Source organism: Acetobacter malorum (genome assembly GCF_001580615.1).
In the GTDB taxonomy this organism is placed as follows: domain Bacteria; phylum Pseudomonadota; class Alphaproteobacteria; order Acetobacterales; family Acetobacteraceae; genus Acetobacter; species Acetobacter malorum.
On sequence record NZ_LHZC01000043.1, the window covers coordinates 14,381 to 32,972 of the forward strand.

Annotated in this window: 15 protein-coding genes; 4 read left to right on the top strand and 11 right to left on the bottom strand. The window is 57.5% G+C overall.

The features are described from left to right. Nucleotides 1-31: 31 nt before the first annotated feature. Together rpoZ and folK are read right to left on the bottom strand one after the other, a co-directional pair. Nucleotides 32-403 (bottom strand): DNA-directed RNA polymerase subunit omega, encoded by a 372-nt coding sequence (gene rpoZ / locus AD930_RS04905; protein ID WP_025829482.1) that lies wholly within the window; start codon nucleotides 401-403, stop codon nucleotides 32-34. A gap of 78 nt (nucleotides 404-481) precedes the next feature. Then, the gene (folK, locus tag AD930_RS04910; RefSeq protein WP_061505340.1) at nucleotides 482-1,018 is read right to left on the bottom strand and encodes a 2-amino-4-hydroxy-6-hydroxymethyldihydropteridine diphosphokinase; all 537 of its coding nucleotides are present in this window, start codon (nucleotides 1,016-1,018) and stop codon (nucleotides 482-484) included. Nucleotides 1,019-1,144: 126 nt separating this feature from the next. Between folK and AD930_RS04915 the strand changes: the two genes are divergently transcribed. The 3 genes from AD930_RS04915 (at nucleotide 1,145) to AD930_RS04925 (ending at nucleotide 3,844) form a co-directional block, all read left to right on the top strand. Next, the gene (locus AD930_RS04915; protein WP_043551905.1) at nucleotides 1,145-1,780 is read left to right on the top strand and encodes a LabA-like NYN domain-containing protein; all 636 of its coding nucleotides are present in this window, start codon (nucleotides 1,145-1,147) and stop codon (nucleotides 1,778-1,780) included. A gap of 278 nt (nucleotides 1,781-2,058) precedes the next feature. Next, complete coding sequence (locus tag AD930_RS04920) at nucleotides 2,059-2,742, top strand: carbonic anhydrase (RefSeq protein ID WP_043551903.1); 684 nt, start codon at nucleotides 2,059-2,061, stop codon at nucleotides 2,740-2,742. Nucleotides 2,743-2,812: 70 nt separating this feature from the next. Then, entirely contained in the window at nucleotides 2,813-3,844 is a 1,032-nt protein-coding gene (locus AD930_RS04925) for an endonuclease/exonuclease/phosphatase family protein (RefSeq protein ID WP_244150495.1), read from the top strand. 74 nt (nucleotides 3,845-3,918) lie between these two features. Here AD930_RS04925 and AD930_RS04930 read toward each other — a convergent pair whose 3' ends face one another. From AD930_RS04930 to AD930_RS04970, 9 genes are all read right to left on the bottom strand, one after another. Then, nucleotides 3,919-5,259, bottom strand: coding sequence for a DEAD/DEAH box helicase (locus AD930_RS04930; RefSeq protein WP_043551901.1), 1,341 nt, complete (start codon nucleotides 5,257-5,259; stop codon nucleotides 3,919-3,921). Nucleotides 5,260-5,768: 509 nt separating this feature from the next. Further along, nucleotides 5,769-6,398 (bottom strand): methionine biosynthesis protein MetW, encoded by a 630-nt coding sequence (metW, locus tag AD930_RS04935; protein ID WP_061492268.1) that lies wholly within the window; start codon nucleotides 6,396-6,398, stop codon nucleotides 5,769-5,771. Continuing rightward, nucleotides 6,398-7,573 (bottom strand): homoserine O-acetyltransferase MetX, encoded by a 1,176-nt coding sequence (metX, locus tag AD930_RS04940; protein WP_061505341.1) that lies wholly within the window; start codon nucleotides 7,571-7,573, stop codon nucleotides 6,398-6,400. The genes metW and metX overlap by 1 nt, the downstream gene beginning before the upstream one ends. Nucleotides 7,574-7,673: 100 nt before the next feature. Next, nucleotides 7,674-9,479, bottom strand: a complete 1,806-nt coding sequence (lepA, locus tag AD930_RS04945) for a translation elongation factor 4 (protein ID WP_043551897.1) — start codon at nucleotides 9,477-9,479, stop codon at nucleotides 7,674-7,676. Nucleotides 9,480-9,727: 248 nt separating this feature from the next. After that, entirely contained in the window at nucleotides 9,728-12,202 is a 2,475-nt protein-coding gene (locus tag AD930_RS04950; protein ID WP_082781711.1) for a TonB-dependent receptor domain-containing protein, read from the bottom strand. Between the two features lie 192 nt (nucleotides 12,203-12,394). Then, nucleotides 12,395-13,165, bottom strand: a complete 771-nt coding sequence (locus AD930_RS04955; protein WP_061505342.1) for a helix-turn-helix transcriptional regulator — start codon at nucleotides 13,163-13,165, stop codon at nucleotides 12,395-12,397. Beyond that, nucleotides 13,162-13,410: a hypothetical protein gene (locus AD930_RS04960; RefSeq protein ID WP_061505380.1), complete on the bottom strand. Its 249-nt coding sequence runs from the start codon at nucleotides 13,408-13,410 to the stop codon at nucleotides 13,162-13,164. The genes AD930_RS04955 and AD930_RS04960 overlap by 4 nt, the downstream gene beginning before the upstream one ends. A gap of 48 nt (nucleotides 13,411-13,458) precedes the next feature. Beyond that, complete coding sequence (locus AD930_RS04965) at nucleotides 13,459-14,325, bottom strand: NmrA family NAD(P)-binding protein (RefSeq protein ID WP_061505343.1); 867 nt, start codon at nucleotides 14,323-14,325, stop codon at nucleotides 13,459-13,461. Between the two features lie 227 nt (nucleotides 14,326-14,552). Beyond that, entirely contained in the window at nucleotides 14,553-16,958 is a 2,406-nt protein-coding gene (locus tag AD930_RS04970; protein WP_061505344.1) for a glucose/quinate/shikimate family membrane-bound PQQ-dependent dehydrogenase, read from the bottom strand. A gap of 418 nt (nucleotides 16,959-17,376) precedes the next feature. Here AD930_RS04970 and AD930_RS04975 point away from each other — a divergent pair, with 418 nt between their 5' ends. Next, nucleotides 17,377-18,582: an aldose epimerase family protein gene (locus AD930_RS04975; RefSeq protein WP_082781712.1), complete on the top strand. Its 1,206-nt coding sequence runs from the start codon at nucleotides 17,377-17,379 to the stop codon at nucleotides 18,580-18,582. The last annotated feature ends 10 nt before the right edge of the window (nucleotides 18,583-18,592 follow it).

Below are 18,592 nucleotides of genomic sequence, written 5' to 3' on the forward strand. Positions count from 1 at the left end.
TGTTGTCGCCCCCCGCCTGCGTCACACGCTCTTACCGCCGTGCGCGCCCGCTGAGAGCGGCTTCAATCGCACCGGCATCATCAGAAGCTTCTTCTTCCGGAGAGACTTCCTGCAGACCAAAGATATTCTGTTCGGTCGGCACCAGATCCTGCACTTCTTCATCCACAGGCTCGGGCTCGGGCTCACGGGCCTGAGAGCGGATCAGATCATTGCGCAGGTCGGGCAGTTTGACAGTTTCGTCCGCGATTTCGCGCAGGGCGACAACCGGATTCTTGTCATTATCCCGGTCAATGGTAAGCTCTTCCCCGCGGGAGATGTTGCGGGCGCGCTGCGCCGCATACAGCACCAGCTCAAAGCGGTTCGGGACTTTCTCAACGCAGTCTTCGACAGTGACGCGTGCCATTACGAAGAGCCTCCAGGTAATTCAGATAAAAAATTCAGAAAGAGCATTGTAACGCATCCCCCCACCCCTAGGAAGTCCTTATTCCTGAATCCGGCGGATTTCCTGATCTGCGACATCAGGCAGCAGGTCCGCCAGCGTTTTCCCGCTAGAAGGATGAACCCACTCGGGTGCTACCTCCTGCAGGGGGAGCAGAACAAAAGCCCGCTCATGCGCCCGCGGATGTGGCAGAGTGAGATGCGAATCATTCTGACAAAGGGAGCCGTATGTGATAAGATCAAGATCTAACGTACGGGCTGCATTTGGTATGGAACGCTCACGCCCGAAGCGTGTTTCTATAGTTTGAAGCGCTTCCAGCAGAGCCTCAGGCCCAAGACTGGCAACCCCCCGAACCACGCCGTTGATATAAGGAGGCTGACCGGAAGGTGGGACCGGAGCACTTTCATACCAGGCTGAGACAGCCTTTATCCGCAGCCCCGGCACGTCCCGTAGGGCTGCAACAACCCGCTGGCATGTCTCACGCGCTGCCTGCCCCGCGTAAGGCAGATTTGCCCCTATCGCGATCAGGACGGTTTCCGCCTCATTCGGGGTTTTTGTCAGACCTGATATAAATGCCATTGCTGATGTATCTTTTTTTCTGAACACGGGTATAATTCGCCCCCCTTACCCTTAAATCCCTGAATGAGCTAGATTTTTAACCAACATTCAAAACACCTTATCATGTAATTTAGAGGAAAAACTCCAATGAATCTCAAAAAAGAAGAGAGGACCTGCCTCTTCATTGATGGCTCCAGCCTTTATTCAACATCCCGTGGTCTGGGGTTTGATGTCGACTATAAAAAGCTGCTGGATTTCTTCACATCCAAAACACACATCATTCGCGCTTATTATTACGCCGCCATTCTGGACACGGAAGATTATTCACCGCTTAAACCGCTGACGGACTGGCTATCCTACAACGGCTATTTTCTGGTGACCAAACCCGCCCGCGAATTTACCGATTCCACCGGCAAACGCCGCGTGAAGGGCAATATGGAAATCGAAATTGCCGTGGATATGATGGAAATGGCACCGCATATCGACCACGCCATTCTCTTCACTGGCGACTCCGACTTCCGCCGCGTGGTGGAAGCCGTGCAGCGTCAGGGCACCCGCGTTTCTGTGGTCTCCTCCATGCGCTCCTCCCCGCCGCTGATTGGGGATGATCTGCGTCGTCAGGCCGACAACTTCATGGAACTGGCAACCATTGCCAACAACTTCACACGTCGCCAGCAGGCAGAAACCCAGCGCCCCCGCGTTGGCACCCCCTCCCCCATCCGCCACCCGGCGGACCAGATGAGTGAGCCGGATCTGGATGACGACGAGACCGATATCCTCTGATCTCCCCTCTCTGCCGTGCGGGACCGTCTCTCTATAACCCGCCCACATGACTAAGACGTTTTAAGACAATACCCCTGTTTCAGCCGGCCCTTTCCGGGCCACGCTGGCAGGGGTATTTTTTACCGGGCTGTGCCGTCGCCCAATTTCCTGTAAAAAAAATTTCAGACTGACGGAAAAAAACCCGGTGCCATGCGTTCTATTCAACTCTATCATGCAGAGCAGAGGCCTCTGGCCACGACCGACGCCTGCACCCTTCTGAGTATTTTTTGGAGAAGCCTATGCCTACTTGTTCTGAAGCCCGAGCCGGCCTCCTTTCCCTGCTACGTGGCGTTGAACACTTCAACACTGAGGTTTTCCCGGCCAAGCAGAACCTTTTTGCCGCTCTGGCAGATGGTCAGTCTCCGAACGCCCTGTTTATTGCCTGCGCAGATAGCCGCATTAACCCCAGCATGATTACCCAGACGGAACCGGGCGACCTGTTCATTCTGCGCAACATTGGCAACATTGTTCCGGCCTATGGCGAAATGCTGGGCGGCGTGTCCTCCGCTGTGGAATATGCTGTAGCTGGCCTGGGCGTGTCCGCCATTATTGTCTGCGGCCATTCCGATTGCGGCGCGATGAAAGCCCTGCTGGCCCCTGAAAAGAGCGGTCTGGACAAAATGCCGACCGTCCGTAAATGGCTGCGCAATGCCGAGGCCGCGCGTGCTGCACTGGGCGACCTGAAAGCTGAAGACGCTGGCCCGGCCAATGTCCGCAACCTGTCTGAACAGAACGTGCTACTGCAGCTTTCTCACCTGAAAACCCACCCGGCTGTGGTGGCGGGCATGGCGCGTGGCACCCTGTTCCTGCAAGGCTGGTTTTATGACATCGGGACCGGTGAAATTACCATTCTTGATGAAACGACTCGTAAAACCACGACCATTCCGGAAGCCATCGCGCAGCTGGAAGCCGAGCCTGCATAAAAGGCCCGGCACTTTGCTTTCACACTCGAACAAGACCGGCGGAGCGCATGCTTCGCCGGTTTTTCTTTGCATGGCACGCTTTGCCCACTCCCTGACGCTCTCAGGCGCAGTGCTCCTTCTGGCAACGACTGTGTCCGGCACATTCACACAACGCGCCCTTGCGAGCCAAACTGCTGAACACGAGCTTATCGCACCCATACCCAAGCCAGAAGACGCCTCTTCAGTCCCGACAACCACTACTCCCGGCCGCCCCCTCAAACTGGCAACATGGAATATGGAATGGCTGATAGCGGAAGATGGGCCACTGGCAGCGACGGCCCCACCTGACCGCCCGCATCGCACCGCCGCCGATTTTGAAAAACTGGCAGCCTACGCGCAGCATCTGGATGCTGACATCATCGGGCTACAGGAAGTGGACGCGAACGCTACGGCAGAGCGGATTTTCCCTGCCCGCACCTATCAGATCTTCATGACGGATGATGCCCTTCTCCAGCATCCGGCACTAGCAATCCGCAAACCGCTCCGCGCCCACAAAAATCCGGATCTGGTGGAACTGGACGTCGCCCTTCCCACCGCCGCACATCAACTACGCCGTGGGCTGGATGTGACGGTAGAGGCCGGCACGTCGCCTCTACGCATTCTGGTGCTGCACCTGAAAACAGGCTGCTGGGACAATCCGGTTGCAGAAAGACAGCATAACTGTCCCACTCTCCTGCAACAGTTTGGTGTGCTGCAAAACTGGATCAGCGCGCGGGCTGCGGCCCATGAAGCCTTTGTGATTATGGGTGATTTCAACCGGCGCATGACGGTTTATGATCCGTTTTTCCTGCTGCTAAATCACGCAGCCCCGCTGAGCCTGACAACCGCAGGATGGGCCAGCCCGTGTGAAAACGGCTCCTACTTCATTGACCATATTCTGCTGGGTGGTGCCGCACAAAGCTGGCTGCAACCGCACTCTTTACGGGTCATGACCTATCGGCCAGACACCCAACCCGCCACACTTTCTGACCATTGCGCCGTTTCTGTGCGGCTGGGCCCACAAACGCCCGCACCCTCTCCAGCACCCACCCCAACGGCTCTCCCGTCCGACACTCTGCCATAAAAAAAGCCGCTGAGGATTGCTCCCCAGCGGCTTTTTTACACGCGCCATAACCCCCGAAGGGATCAGGGTAACTCTTAGAAGGAGCGGCCACGGCCAGACGATGCGCCGCCACCAGAGCGACCACCGCCACCCGGACGACCACCGCCACCATTGCCACCACGCGGCGGGCCACCACGGCCACGACCACCGCCGCCGCCATTCCCGCCACGCGGCGGACCACCGCGACCACGGCCACCGCCACCCAGCACGGGCGGACGCATGGTAGAGGCCTCAGCACTTTCGGAATGCCAGGGATGGTCACGCACCACCGGGATGGGCTTGCCAATGGTTTTTTCAATATCACGCAGCCAGGCGCGCTGTTCCGGGTCACAGAAGGACACGGCCCAGCCATCACGCCCTGCACGCGCCGTCCGGCCAATGCGGTGCACGTAGCTTTCCGGCACGTTCGGCAGATCGTAGTTGAAGACGTGGCTCACATCGTCCACGTCAATGCCACGTGCTGCAATGTCGGTCGCCACCAGCACTTTAACGCTGCCAGCACGGAAACCGCTCATGGCCCGCTCACGCGCACCCTGAGACTTATTGCCGTGAATAGCTTCCGCCACCACGTTGTTTTTGTTCAGGAATTCCGCAACCTTGTTGGCCTCATGCTTCATGAGGGTAAACACCACGGCGCGGGCAACCTTGGGGGATTCAACCAGTGTCAGCAGGGCATCGCGCTTGTCGGTGCCTTCCACAAACATCACAGCCTGCTGGATGCGGTCCACCGTGCTGGACGGCGGGGTGACTTCCACCTTGGCCGGATCATGCAGCAGAGAGTTGGCCAGATCCGCAATGCTGCGCGGCATGGTGGCAGAGAACAGCAGCGTCTGCCGCTTTGCGGGCAGATAGGTCATGATGCGGCGGATATCGCGCACAAAACCCATGTCCAGCATGCGGTCGGCTTCATCCAGCACCAGCACTTCAAGGCCGGAGAGGTCAATATAACCCTGGCCAATGAGGTCCAGCAGGCGGCCGGGGGCTGCAACCAGCACATCCACGCCACGGCGCATGGCTTCAACCTGACGCCCCTGCCCCACGCCACCGAACACAACGGCCTGCGTGAATTTCATGTGGCGGGCGTAGGCCTTAAAGCTTTCGCTGATCTGGGAAACCAGCTCACGCGTGGGAGCCAGCACCAGAACGCGCGGCTTTTTGGGGCCGGCAACCTTGGGGTGCGCATTAAGGTGGTTCAGGATAGGCAGAGCAAACGCTGCGGTTTTCCCGGTGCCTGTCTGGGCCAGACCCAGCAGATCACGGCCTTGCAGCAAATGCGGGATGGACTGGGCCTGAATGGGGGTCGGGGTTTCATACCCCTGCTCAGCCAGCGCCTTCAACAGAGGGGGGGCAAGATTCAGTTCAGAAAACGTAGTCATCAGGGCAAACCTTTTCGTGCAGCCTGAAAAGCGAGACGAGACCACCCTTTTTCAGTTACGCACCATATCGTGTCAGGACGGAGTGAAAACGGCACACCCTGTGCACGACCCTTCACCCGCATTCATGAACATTTTTTAACAATGCTGGCAGCGTCACGTCTTTTCAGAAAAGTCAGTCTGAAAACCCTGCCTTGAGAGTGTATATAAGTGGAGTTTTCCTACCCCGCAAGCCTTCCGTACCATATTGGTCCTAAAAGAAAGCCGCCATATAATCGTCACAGTCTGTTCACCGATCAGGCTCCAACGCGCGGACGCAAGGAAACAAAAGCCATGGCTGCTCAATTTTAAAGGAAGTTTTAAAAAACAGAACAGGCGCTTTCTTTTCTTAAGAGAGCATCCGGTTCCGTTGCGAACTAACCAAAGTTTTAGAAGAAATATTCACAAGCAGTTCAAAACAGCCATTTCAGCCTTCAAAACGACCAGCGAAAACAACGCGCCTCCGCTTGCGGTCAGCTTTCCTCTGACGGCGGCGGGCACTCCCCTTCGCGCCGCAGCAGGAACAAAGCCTGCTCACCAAACAGGTTAGCCATCCGGATGGAACGCCGCCATGGTGCGCGCTCGCCCTCTTCATCCACCGCCATCCATTGCTGCACGCAATACCCCTCTTCCGCGCACAGCGCGATGAAGTCCCGGATAGTACAGGGGTGAATATTGGGCGTTTCATACCACGGGGTATGCCAGACAGCCGTCATGGGCATCCGCCCGCTCAGCAGCAGTTTCAGCCGCAGCTGCCAGTGGCCAAAGTTGGGAAAAGAGACAATGGCGTGCCGCCCGATGCGCAGCATTTGCCGCAGCACTTCCCGCGGGCGTTCCACGGCCTGAAGCGTGCGCTGTAGCACCACATAGTCAAACGCATCATTAGGGTAATGCGCCAGATCGTGGTCAGCATCCCCATGCACCACGGGCAGACCATGGGCGACAGAGCGGGTCACTTCCCGCATATCAATTTCAATGCCCCGGGCATCACAGCCGCGCAGGCGGAACAGATGGTCAATCAGCGCGCCGTCACCACTGCCTACGTCCAGAACCCGGGTGCCGGGTTCAATCATCTGAGCAATCAGCCGTTGATCAAGACGCATCAGGCGAGCCCTGCATGATCTGCCACACCGCACAGGAAGCCCCGCACGGTTCTGTCAAAATCCGGTTCATCCAGCAGAAAGGCGTCATGCCCCTTGTCCGTTTCAATCTCCACAAAGGAGACGTTGGCCGCAGCCTGATTAAGCGCGCGCACCAGATAGCGGGAGCTGGATGTGGGGAACAGCCAGTCGGACGAGAACGACACCACGCAGAACCGCACCGGCGTGCCGGCAAAGGCCGCAGGCAGTTCGCCATCATGCTCAGCGGCAAGGTCGAACCAGTCCATGGCACGGGTGATGGTCAGGTAGGAATTGGCATCAAACCGCCGCACAAAAGCAGACCCCTGATAACGCAGGTAGGATTCCACCTCGAACACATCCCCGAACATAGCCAGAGAGGCTTCCGGGGCCTGCGCATCTTTGGGTTCCTGCCGCACCCGGCGGCCGAACTTGCGCGTGAGCGCTTCTTCCGAAAGGTAGGTGATGTGCGCCATCATGCGCGCCACGGCCAGTCCACGGGCGGGAACGACGTTATGTTCCCAGTAGCGGCCGCCATACCAGTCCGGGTCGGCAAAAATAGCCTGACGCCCGACCTCGTTAAACGCAATATTCTGGGCAGAGTGGAACGGCGCTGTGGCAATGGGCATGGCCGCCAGCATCATGTGCGGATACGTAACCGCCCATTCCAGCACCTGCATGCCGCCCATGGAGCCACCGACAACGGCAAACAGCCGCTCAATCCCTAAAGAGCGCACCAGTTTATACTGGGCACGCACCATGTCGCGGATGGTGATGGGCGGGAAATCTGTGCCCCAACGCTCAACCTTGCCTTCCGCACAGGCAGGCTTGAGGGAGCGCGGGCCGGTGCTGCCCATGCAGCCGCCCAGCACGTTCATGCAGATAATAAAAAAGCGGTTCGTATCAATAGGCCGCCCCGGCCCCACCATGCGCGCCCACCAGCCGGGCTTGCCGGTTTGCGGGTGCGTTTCCGCCACATACTGGTCCCCCGTAAAGGCGTGGCAGATGACAATGGCGTTGTCCCGCTTAGGGGAAAGCTGGCCGTAGGTGCGATAGGCCACATCAAGGGATGGCAGATGCACACCGCATTCCAGATCCAGCCCATCGGGGAACGTGGCGTGCTGATGGTCGCCGACATCAAGAGGCGCTGTGCTGTTCATGAAGGTGATACCAACTCCGGCTGGAAGACCTCCGACATAGGAGCGAAAACAGGACGGATCAAGTCCGCCTTAACGCTGCCGCAGGCCTGCCATGCCAGTGTTAGCCATCCATTTTCAGAGCGGCGAGGAAGGCGCTCTGCGGAATTTCCACTTTCCCGAACTGCCGCATGCGCTTTTTACCCTCTTTCTGCTTTTCAAGCAGCTTGCGCTTACGGGAGATATCACCGCCATAACATTTGGCCGTCACATCCTTGGAAAGAGCACCAATGGTCTCACGCGCAATCACCTTGCTGCCAATGGCCGCCTGAATGGCGATTTTGAACAGCTGGCGGGGGATGAGGTCCTTCAGGCGGGCGCAAATAGCGCGCCCACGGGTTTCCGCTGCAGAGCGATGCGCAATGAAGGACAGAGCATCCACCGGCTCCTGATTCACCAGAATGGAAATGCGCACGAGGTCACTCTCCTCATACCCATCCATCTGGTAGTCAAAGCTGGCGTACCCGCGTGTGAGGGACTTCAGGCGGTCATAGAAGTCAAACACCACCTCGTTCAGCGGCAGGCGATAGACGGCCATGGCGCGGTTGCCCACGTAGGTCAGGTCGACCTGCACGCCACGGCGTTCCGTGCACAGGGTCAGCACCGCGCCCAGATATTCATCCGGCACCATGATGGTGGCCTTGATCCACGGCTCGTCAATTGTCTCAATCTGGGAGAGGTCCGGCATATCGGCCGGATTGTGCAGCTCTTCTTTCTGCCCGTTGGTCAGCATGATGTGGTACACCACGGACGGCGCGGTGGCGATCAGATCAAGATCGAACTCGCGGGACAGGCGTTCCTGAATAATTTCCAGATGCAGCAGACCAAGGAAGCCGCAACGGAAGCCAAAGCCCAGTGCAGCAGACGTCTCGGCCTCATAATGGAACGAGGCATCGTTCAGGCGCAGTTTGGAAAGGCTGTCACGCAGCTTTTCAAAGTCATCCGCCACAATGGGGAACAGACCACACCAGACCACCGGAATGGAGGGCTTGAAGCCTGCCAGAGCCTTCTCCGCCGGGCGGCGGTCATCGGTAATGGTGTCACCCACGTTACAGTCGGCCACGGTTTTGATAGCGGCGTTGATGTAGCCCATCTCACCCGGACCGAGGCTTTCCACCACCGTCATGCGTGGGGCGAACACACCGACCTGATCGATCTGATGCACAGCACCGCTGGACATCATGCGCATTTTCATGCCGCGCTGCAGGCGGCCTTCCTTGACGCGCACGAGCACGATGACACCCAGATACGGGTCGTACCAGCTATCCACCAGCATGGCCTGCAGCGGCTTGTCCGCATCGCCCACCGGCGGCGGCAGGCGGGTCACAACGGCTTCCAGCACGCCTTCAATATTCAGGCCGGTCTTGGCGGAAATTTCCACCGCATCATCTGCGGGGATACCAATCACTTCCTCAATCTGCGCCTTAACGCGCTCGACGTCGGCTGCGGGCAGATCGACCTTGTTCAGCACCGGCACAATTTCATGGTTGGCATCAATGGCCTGATACACGTTGGCCAGTGTCTGCGCTTCCACCCCCTGCGAGGCATCCACCACCAGCAGCGAGCCTTCACACGCGGCCAGTGAGCGGCTGACTTCATACGCAAAGTCAACGTGTCCGGGCGTGTCCATCAGGTTCAGGACATAAGTCTTGCCATCCTTGGCCGGGTAGGTCAGCCGGACAGTCTGGGCCTTGATGGTGATGCCACGCTCACGCTCAAGATCCATATTATCGAGCACCTGATTCGTCATCTCGCGGGCGGTCAACGCCCCGCAAGCCTGAATCATGCGGTCGGCCAGTGTCGATTTCCCATGGTCAATATGGGCGATAATCGAGAAATTGCGGATGAGCGAAAGGGGTGTGTCGGTCATGCTGCTCCCTTTAAGCGATACGGAGAGACTTGTCAGCCAGTTCCGCACCGCCGGGGGCTGTTTCCCTGAAAAATTTTACCGGCCTGACGCCCAACCCCTTAGAGAGCCGTCAGGCCAGCCAGCAACCCTACATACTTATACAGCCGCCAAGATCTGGTGAGGGACACCAGAGAGACGAGTCTTCATCGCCTCCCCGCTCCTGCTGATAACCAAGAGACAGGCCTTCCTGTGAAAGCCTAACGCCTCGATTAGAACTCAGCAGAGACCGTGCCGAAATATTCGCGTGGGGCTGCCTGATAGAGAATGGCGTTATTATCACCAGACATGGCCGCCGTTCCGTAAAGCCCACCGAAATAATTCTGATTGAACAGGTTGTTCACCGAGAAGCTGACTTTCAGATCCTGCAAGGAATGACCAATTTTTCCAAAATTGTAGGAGGCCATTAAAGACGAGGTCCAGTAAGATGGCACCTTCACGTCATTCGTATATGTCATCGCCATAGCGCTGCTGTAGGTCGTATTGAAGTTAAACGATGCACGGCGATAGGTATAATTCACGTTCGCTTTATACATGAACTTTGGATAGAAAACCTGATGCTTTCCCTTAATGCTGACAGTGCCGCCATTATAGGGGATAACGCTTGATTTATACTGCGCATCATTCCAGCTAAAGCTGTTAGTAATTTCCAGACCATGGAACGGGCGAATAGTGCCAAGAACATCGGCTCCGTTCATGGTTTCACGCCCCACGTTCAGATAGGCGCTGTAGGTATTGTTGACAGGGCCGGACGTGATACCTGCCAGACGGTTGTAATAATCCGTATGATAAAAATCGACAGCACCCGAGAACAAAGCTGAGTTGTAGCGGTAGCCCACAACATAGTTCCATGTTCTCTCCGGCTTCAGCTTGCTTTTGTTTTCATTAAAAACCTGCTGAGCCGGATTGCCTGCATTACCAAGGCCACCCCAGGGTGTGCCACCATTTGTCTGGGTTGCGTAATCATACGTGCGCATGTTTTCCGCAATGTCCCAGTAGAATTCATGCTTATCGAGAAAATGGTAGTCAAAGGCAAAGTGCGGCAGGAATGCATTAGACGAGGTCATGCTCCCGGACACTGGATGTGCGTAATACGTTCCCCAGGTGGACGCGAGTGCGGCCGTATTGTCCACGGTTGTGCCGCCATGTGTTGTCTGCGTCAGAGAGCGGAAGCCGCCTTCCAGCGTCATGCCCGGGATAATATGCCACACGTCTTTCAGGTAAAACTGAAATGTATTGCTGTTAAAAGAGTCCGCCCACCATGTGGTGCCGGTGCCTTTTTTAAAACCGCTGAGCGTTGCGTGCGCGCCGTTCACACCATCCTCATACAACCGTGTGGGATAATTGAAGCTATTATTTTGATACCAGACGCCGCTTTGAATATCGTTATTATGCAGTTTCAACGTAAAGCTTTGCGTAAAGCCAATACGCCTGACATCCGGGTGCCCCATCTGCTGCACCATGGGAATACCGGAGGTGGGAGAGGTCAGAAAGTTGTTAGTCCCGCCATAATCCCCGTTTGAAACATGCCCGTAAAGAACCGTATCGGATTTGAGATTACTGAGAATTTGATACTCGTTGACCAGCGCGCTGAGATAGTTTCTCTGCACCTGTGAGCCATCCCAGAAAATATTGGAGGCTTCATCGGCTGAAAGCACACCCTGCACTTCTGTTGGGACCGTGCCGGCCTGCGCATTAGCCGCCCATCGAACGGCTTTTGCATAGTCAGGCTTGAGCATGGCAACCTGACCGTAGTTCTGCCACATGTTTTTCGTCATGGTCAGGAAGTTGTATTGTGTAAAACCAGAATAATCGAAAATTGCTGTCAGCTTCCCGCGGCCGTTCAGGTAAGGCTGCACAAGTTTGAAGTTGGCCTGATTTTCCCTCTGGTCTCCATACCCTTTCCACAAATTCTGCGCTGTCCGAGCATAGGACGCGTAAAATTTTGTCCCGGTCTCATTCAGAATACCGCTGTCTACACGGGCAAAAGTTCGAAAGCCATTATAGCTGCCAAAGCTCTGGCTAATCTTGCCACCAGCCTTGTCTTTCGGGTCAGAAGACTGAAACGTCAGCGCGCCGCCCAGCGTCTGACCGGAAGGCATATCGACCGCACCTGCCCCCTGAGAGACAGACATGGACTGGATATTATCCTGAATTTCAATCTGGTCGATATTCAAACCATACCAGTTATGAAACCCGAACCCGCCCATTGGGATCCCATCAATCGTGCCGCCCAACTGAGACTGGTTAAAGCCACGCACATAAAAAGTACTGGCAGCCGTATCCATCCCCAACGCATCGGATGACCCAAAGCTGACCCCCGGTGCCGTAGCGGCCAGAACCTGAAGCGGACTGGACCCAGAGGTAAAGTGATCAATCACGGCACGGGAAATAACAACCTTTGCACCGACTGAATGGGCATGATTAGAGGTAACCTGCACTTCCTCCCCGGCAGCAGAACGAACAGCACGCGGCGTACGCGGAACAGAGGGAGAATGATGCCCCGCAGAGACACTCTTTTTAGAAGACGGCACCACAGAATGGCGCTGTTTTGCGACAGCCTTGCTCGGCCGGGGTAATGAGGCATCGGCCCGGGCCTGCTCCGCGCCCCCAACTGAGCACAACACGAGGGCTGTGCAGGTTAAGAAATACGAACGCCCTCGCAAACCATAAAGCAACGCCATCATTATATTCACCCGTGCCGCATATATTATACGATTTCACGGTATGGGATTCCGATGCTGATTCGAAATGGATTCTCTAATGTTTGCATTCACATTCCCGTGTACTTTCACCGCGCACGGGAATTCATAAATTTATTTCTGAAATGAACTTTATTCATGCAATTTTTTATAAAAATAACTGTAATTCTGTCTTTCTTAAAACGTTCCCATTACAATCCGATGCAGCCACACGCCGCCCTTTCCCTCCGGCACAGGCACTGCACGATCAGTTGCATCACCCTGCGTATGCACGACGCCGCCTTGTTCCGAGTGTTGATAAGGCAATACTGCCCAGCGTGTTCCCCCGCCTGAGCGAGAAGGCGTTTCCCCCTTGTCTGTCTGAAAGGGAACCGAGGCAGGTGCCGCGCATACCCGATTATCTTGGGGGAACGCGTTTTCCACCAGAATACCCAAAACCGGCTCCACACCAGACCGCCAGAGCAACACTCGGTCAGAACGCCGGGGCGGCATATCGGGCATGAGCACCAGTGAGCTACCTTCGCGCAGCAGCGGTTCCATAGCGTCTGTATCCACGCGAATAGCGTAGGCATCACCAGTGACGGCACAGGGGAGTGTGACTTCCTCCCACAACACGCCGGTCGGGTGGCCTGCGCTATCAAACAGGCCGCTGCCCCGCAGGCGGGAGAGAGGCAGCCCGCGAATGCGACGTGCCGTAGAGGCACCATGCCCTCGCCCTGCGCCTTCCAGCCGCTGGATAAAATCTGCCAGGGAGATTTTCAGAACATCCAGCGCCCGCAGCAGAGTGGGTAATGCCATCCACCGCATGTCCCCATGCGGGCTGATCCTGCGAGACGGATTAAAGGTCGTCGGATCCAGCCCTGCCGCACGAGCAAGACCGGAGGGGGTCAGCCCCTTCTCCAGCGCCAGAGCATCCAGCGCCTCCCACAGATCATCCGGGCGAATCATTCATGCCGTGCAGACGGTGGTTTGAGCCCGCCCGCTCCTTTCAGCACTTCCCTCGTATGGCGGGCCTCGCCTTCATCGGTGACAAAAAAGCGACCCTGTCCGTCATCCCGCACAAAGCCCATGCCTTCCATCCGCACCAGACACGGATCATCCCGCTGCCCAGCGGGACGCCCCACCGCTCCCGCCAGACACAAACGGTGCAGGGCAGAGCGACAACAGGTTTCCAGATACGGTTCATTCCACATTTCAGGAGAATCACTAATCACCAGAGGGAATGCAAGCGGCTTCTCTGCTCAGGCCGCATTCGGTGTCAAAACCTGCTGAAAATAAGTCTTCAGATCGGTCTTACCCTTTAAAGGACTGGCAGGCACATCGTAGGCCTGTGTGACAAAAATCTCTGTCATATGCGCGTAAGACTGCGCGGCATTTTCTGAAAACCCATTGCGACGATACGCTGCCAGCCACTCGGTTTTGGGAAGGGACGCTACGCGCACCGGCTGGTTCAAAACCTCTCCCAGCACCTCCGCCACATCCTCTGGACTATACCGCGCCGGGCCTTCCACCGCATATACGCCGGTTTCAGAGGCAGGCGCACGCAGCAACTGTGCCGCCACCGCCCCAACATCCTGCGGGGCTACCATTGGCACTTTTTGCGAGGCAGGCAGAAAGGTTTCCAGAACGCCGGATGCACGCACGGCGTCCAAGCCAGACGACCAGTTGCTCATGTAATACGCGGCCCGCACGACACAGAGCGGGGTGCCCAACTGGCGCGCCCCTTCCTCAAAGTCATACAAAACACCCAGATCCCCACAGTGCGCGCCGGGCTGAGCGCCGTAGGTTGACTGAAGCACAATCTTTTCCAGCCCAGCGCCCTGCAAGGCTTTCAAAATAGCCTGCACCGTCCTGCGTTCTTCCACATCCGTATTCAGGGCCGGGCTGGCTGGCGGGTTCAGAACAAAAGCGCGTCTGGCTTTTTGAAACACGGCAGCCAGAGCTGATGTGTCCTGCACATCCAGCACCGCTGCCTTCGCCCCTTTCTGCCGCCATGCTTCGGCCTTTGCCTTGCTGCGGGTCACGACCGTTACAGCCTCCCCCGCCGCCAGCAACGCCCGCGCCACACTGCCCCCAACATGGCCCGTGGCCCCCATCACGACATACATCTGCGCCCCTTTTCTCACCCGCATTCCGGCAGGCCATGTCTGGAAACACGCTGGCTCTGAGGCCTGCGCTTACAAAGCCCCTTCCTGTCAGAAAAACAGGCGTTTCTCTACCCCGGCAAGCCACGGGCATAATCTCAGTCTGCTCATAAAAAAGGGGCGAACCCGTTTCCCGGTTCGCCCCTTTCCTTTCGTCATGCCGGAAGATCATCCGGCACCGTTTGATCAGATCAGTGCTTTTCAGCACCATCCGGCAGTGCATAGGCCACAATATAGTCGCCCAGCTTGGTGCCGAAGGAGCCGTGGCCACCATCAGCTGTCACCACAAACTGGCGACCATTGGCTTCATACGTCATCGGTGTGGACTGCCCACCTGCCGGCAGACGGTCCTGCCAGAGCTGGCGACCAGTCGTGACGTCATACGCCCGGATGTAATAATCAGCCGTGGAGGTCAGGAACGCCACACCACCAGCGGTGGTCAGCGGGCCACCCAGAGACGGAATACCTACCTTGAAAGGCAGCGGCAGCGGAGAGCTGTCCCGCACGGTGCCGTTACGGTGCATCCACATGATCTTGTTGGTCTTCAGATCAATCCCGGCCACGTAGCCCCAGCCCGGCTGTTTGCACGGAATGCCCAGCGGGGAAAGGAACGCATGCAGGTCCACACCATACGGCGTGCCATATTGCGGCTGCACACCACTTTCTGAACCAGAAGGGCCGGCCTTCGGGTCAGGCTGTGCCGGGTTTTTCGGTCCGCGCGGGACAAGGGTAGAGACAAACGGAATGGCAATCGGGTTGGCAAACGCCACCTGACGCACAGGGTCCACAGCCAGACCGCCCCATTCAAACATGCCCAGGTTCCCCGGGAACACCAGCGTGCCCTGCAGAGACGGCGGCGTGAACGGGCCTTCATACCGCAGCTTTTTGAACATGATGCGGCAGACCATCTGGTCCAGCATCGTGCCGCCCCACATGTCCGCATCCGTCAGCTTGGTCTTCGGGCGGAAAGTGAGTTCGGAATAAGGCTGGGTGGGGGCCACATGGTCACCGGGGGCAGCACCCTGCGGCACCGGCGTTTCCGGAGCCGGGACAATCAGGTGCCCGTTGCGGCGGTCCAGCACAAAGATGTTGCCAGTTTTAGCCGGAGCATACAGCGCGGGAACCACCGTGCCGTCTGCCTGACGAATATCGACAAGGCTGGGCTGGGCTGGAATATCCATATCCCACAAATCATGATGCACCGTCTGGTAGAACCAGACTTTCTCACCCGTATCCGCGTTCAGCGCCAGAATGCCGGACGCATAGCGTTCCTGATCCGCAGAGCGATGACCGCCCCAGATATCCGGCGTGGCCACACCCGTGGGGATGTAGATCATGTTCAACCGGGCATCGTAGGACGACGTAATCCAGGAATTGGGGGAGTTCGCCACATATTTATGGGTGTCGGACGGCAGTTCGTTCGGGTTGGGGTTCCCCGCATCAAATGCCCAGACCAGACGACCCGTATACAGGTCATACGCACGCGTCACGCCGGAGGGTTCATGCGTGGAATAGTTATCCGTCACCGCGCCGGAGACAATCACGACCTTCTGCGTCACAACCGGCGGAGAGGTCGGTTCATAGAACCCGGCCTCATGCATCGGCATGCCGCCCTTCAGGTCCAGTTCGCCATCCTGACCAAAGCCGTGGCAGCGTTCACCCGTTTCCGCATCCAGCGCAAACAGGCGGCCATCATTGGTCGGCAGGAATACGCGGCGGCTGCACTCGGTAGGCGCCGGCGTGCCCTCACTCGTCACATCACCGGGGTGCATCTCAGAATAAGACACGCCACGGCACGTCATGTGCTGGAAGGTCGGGTTGTACTGAAGCTTCGGATCGAACTTCCACCGCTCCTTACCCGTTGCGGCATCCAGCGCAAACAGGATCTGGTGCGGGGAGCAGAGATACAGCGTGTCACGCACCTTGATGGGCGTGACTTCATCCGTAAATTCACCCGGATCATTCGGGGTTTTGAGGTCATGCGTGCGGAACACCCATGCTACTTTCAGACCGGACACATTGGCCGGGGTAATCTGCTTGAGCGGAGAATAACGGTCACCAAACTGGGTACGGCCGTAAGCGGGCCAGTCGGCATCCGCCGCATCCTGTGCATCACCCGGCACAATGGCAGCCTGCGGCCCTGCGGAGGGCAGCACACCCGCAACATCCTGCGGGTCCTGCGTCAGCGCAAAGCCATACACTGCCAGACCAGCCACCACGCCCAACGCCAGCGGCGCACGCCCCAGACGGGACTGCGGATAGAGGTCTCTGGTCACAAACGGCAGGAGCATCCACAGGCCGAGCGGCAGCAGCACGTCCCCCCGCGGGGCCAGCGCCCAGAAGTCAAACCCGACTTCCCCCACGGACCAGAGGAGCGTTGCAAAAACCAGAGCGGCATACAGCCACAGGGCTTCCTGCCGGCGCCGCCAGAGCAGCCCGGCGGTGACCAGCAGGACCAGCCCGCACAGCACATAAAAGAGAGAGCCGCCCAGAGAAGCGAGCCATGCGCCGCCTCCCGTCAGGAACAGGCCCAGCACTGCCACAAGGACAGTCGTAATCACTAACGGCATACCGGGCCGCGAAGATGGTGGCGTCATTCAGGTCAACCAATGTTGTCAGAAATGTAAGAAAGGACGACAACCGTATAAGATAAATTCATTTTTTTCCAGAAAAATTCTGAAACGGCTTCATGCCTGACAGAAAAGAGAGCAACTGTTTTCTACATCGCGCCACAAGGTGGGCTTCTTATCTTTCATCGAGACAGAACACAGGCTCTCACTCCTGAAAAAACTGATATTTCTTCAAGAAGTCCCAAGAGAATTTTCTTTTTTTATCAAATTAATTCTAAAAATGATCTGGAGAACGCCCATCCAAATTAACAAAGATGCAGACAGACACTGCCCTGCCTGCGCCGCGTGCATGAACTTTCATGCCCTCACACCGTTATTGGGCAGTATACGCCAACGCGGCGTACGGGCATTTGTTCCGGTCAGTCTCCATGAACGGTTTCACAGCATGACTTCACGCTTAGTTCCCCCTGCCGCCCCACGCGGCCTCCTGGCGCGCCTCTCCCGCTCCGCAACGCTGGGAATGGCGGCCTTAGCAGCACTCCTCCCGCCTCTGTCCCATGCTGCCCCGGCCGGCGCGTTTGAAGCGGAACCGTTTGGGACACTGGCAGACGGGCAGAAGGTCTCCCGCTATACGCTGCGCAACAAAGCAGGCCTCACCGTACAGTTTCTCTCCTATGGCGGGGTGATTACGGCCATTTCCACACCGGATAAAACCGGAAAGCAGGCCAATATCGTCCTCGGCTTCCCCACGCTGGAGGGCTACACACGGGATAGTGCAGAAGGCAGTCTGTTTTTTGGTGCACTGGTAGGCCGCTATGCCAACCGCATTGCCGGTGCCTCATTTGATCTGGACGGCACGACTTATCACCTCCCGGCCACTGAGCCACCGAACACCCTGCATGGTGGCCGTAACGGGTTTGATAAAAAGATATGGTCTGTCAAAAAACTTTCCGACCTGACCAACGCCACGGGTGCAGAACTCACACTGGTCAGCCCGGATGGGGATGAAGGTTTTCCCGGCACGCTGACGGTGCGCGTGTCCTACATTCTGGATGACAGCAACCGCCTGAGCATCCGCTACCGCGCCAGCACGGACCGCCCCACCGTTCTGAACCTGACAAACCACAGCTATTTCAATCTGAGTGGTGAAGGCTCCGGCACGGTGGAAAACCACGTCCTCACCCTGAACGCGGAGCATTACACCCCGACAGATGATGCCTCGATCCCCACGGGGGATATTGCCAAAGTTGAGAACACGCCACTGGATTTCCGCACCCCCACCCGAATTGGCGAGCGGCTGCGCAGCACCTTCGGGCAAATGCGCCATGCTCACGGCTATGATCATAACTGGGTTCTCAGCCCACCGACCGGCCCGGCCCCGCGTCTGGCCGCCACGCTGACGGACCCGGCCAGCGGCCGCACCCTGTCTGTTTTCACCACGCAACCCGGCATTCAGGTCTACACCGGCAACAGTCTGGATGGCCGTTATGCCGGCCCGTCCGGCCAGACCTACCGACAAACGGACGGCATTGCGCTGGAAACCCAGTTCTTCCCGGACTCCCCGCACCACGCCAACTTCCCCTCAACCGTGCTCAGACCGGGTGAAGAGTTTGACCACACCACAGTCTTTGCGTTTGGGGTTGAGCCGTAAAAGGGCCTGA

Coding starts and splice junctions, on each gene's coding strand:
- rpoZ (WP_025829482.1), bottom strand. CDS start 403: ATGGCACGCGTCACTGTCGAAGACTGCGTTGAGAAAGTCCCGAACCGC.
- folK (WP_061505340.1), bottom strand. CDS start 1,018: ATGGCATTTATATCAGGTCTGACAAAAACCCCGAATGAGGCGGAAACC.
- AD930_RS04915 (WP_043551905.1), top strand. CDS start 1,145: ATGAATCTCAAAAAAGAAGAGAGGACCTGCCTCTTCATTGATGGCTCC.
- AD930_RS04920 (WP_043551903.1), top strand. CDS start 2,059: ATGCCTACTTGTTCTGAAGCCCGAGCCGGCCTCCTTTCCCTGCTACGT.
- AD930_RS04925 (WP_244150495.1), top strand. CDS start 2,813: ATGGCACGCTTTGCCCACTCCCTGACGCTCTCAGGCGCAGTGCTCCTT.
- AD930_RS04930 (WP_043551901.1), bottom strand. CDS start 5,259: ATGACTACGTTTTCTGAACTGAATCTTGCCCCCCCTCTGTTGAAGGCG.
- metW (WP_061492268.1), bottom strand. CDS start 6,398: ATGCGTCTTGATCAACGGCTGATTGCTCAGATGATTGAACCCGGCACC.
- metX (WP_061505341.1), bottom strand. CDS start 7,573: ATGAACAGCACAGCGCCTCTTGATGTCGGCGACCATCAGCACGCCACG.
- lepA (WP_043551897.1), bottom strand. CDS start 9,479: ATGACCGACACACCCCTTTCGCTCATCCGCAATTTCTCGATTATCGCC.
- AD930_RS04950 (WP_082781711.1), bottom strand. CDS start 12,202: ATGATGGCGTTGCTTTATGGTTTGCGAGGGCGTTCGTATTTCTTAACC.
- AD930_RS04955 (WP_061505342.1), bottom strand. CDS start 13,165: ATGATTCGCCCGGATGATCTGTGGGAGGCGCTGGATGCTCTGGCGCTG.
- AD930_RS04960 (WP_061505380.1), bottom strand. CDS start 13,410: ATGTGGAATGAACCGTATCTGGAAACCTGTTGTCGCTCTGCCCTGCAC.
- AD930_RS04965 (WP_061505343.1), bottom strand. CDS start 14,325: ATGTATGTCGTGATGGGGGCCACGGGCCATGTTGGGGGCAGTGTGGCG.
- AD930_RS04970 (WP_061505344.1), bottom strand. CDS start 16,958: ATGACGCCACCATCTTCGCGGCCCGGTATGCCGTTAGTGATTACGACT.
- AD930_RS04975 (WP_082781712.1), top strand. CDS start 17,377: ATGACTTCACGCTTAGTTCCCCCTGCCGCCCCACGCGGCCTCCTGGCG.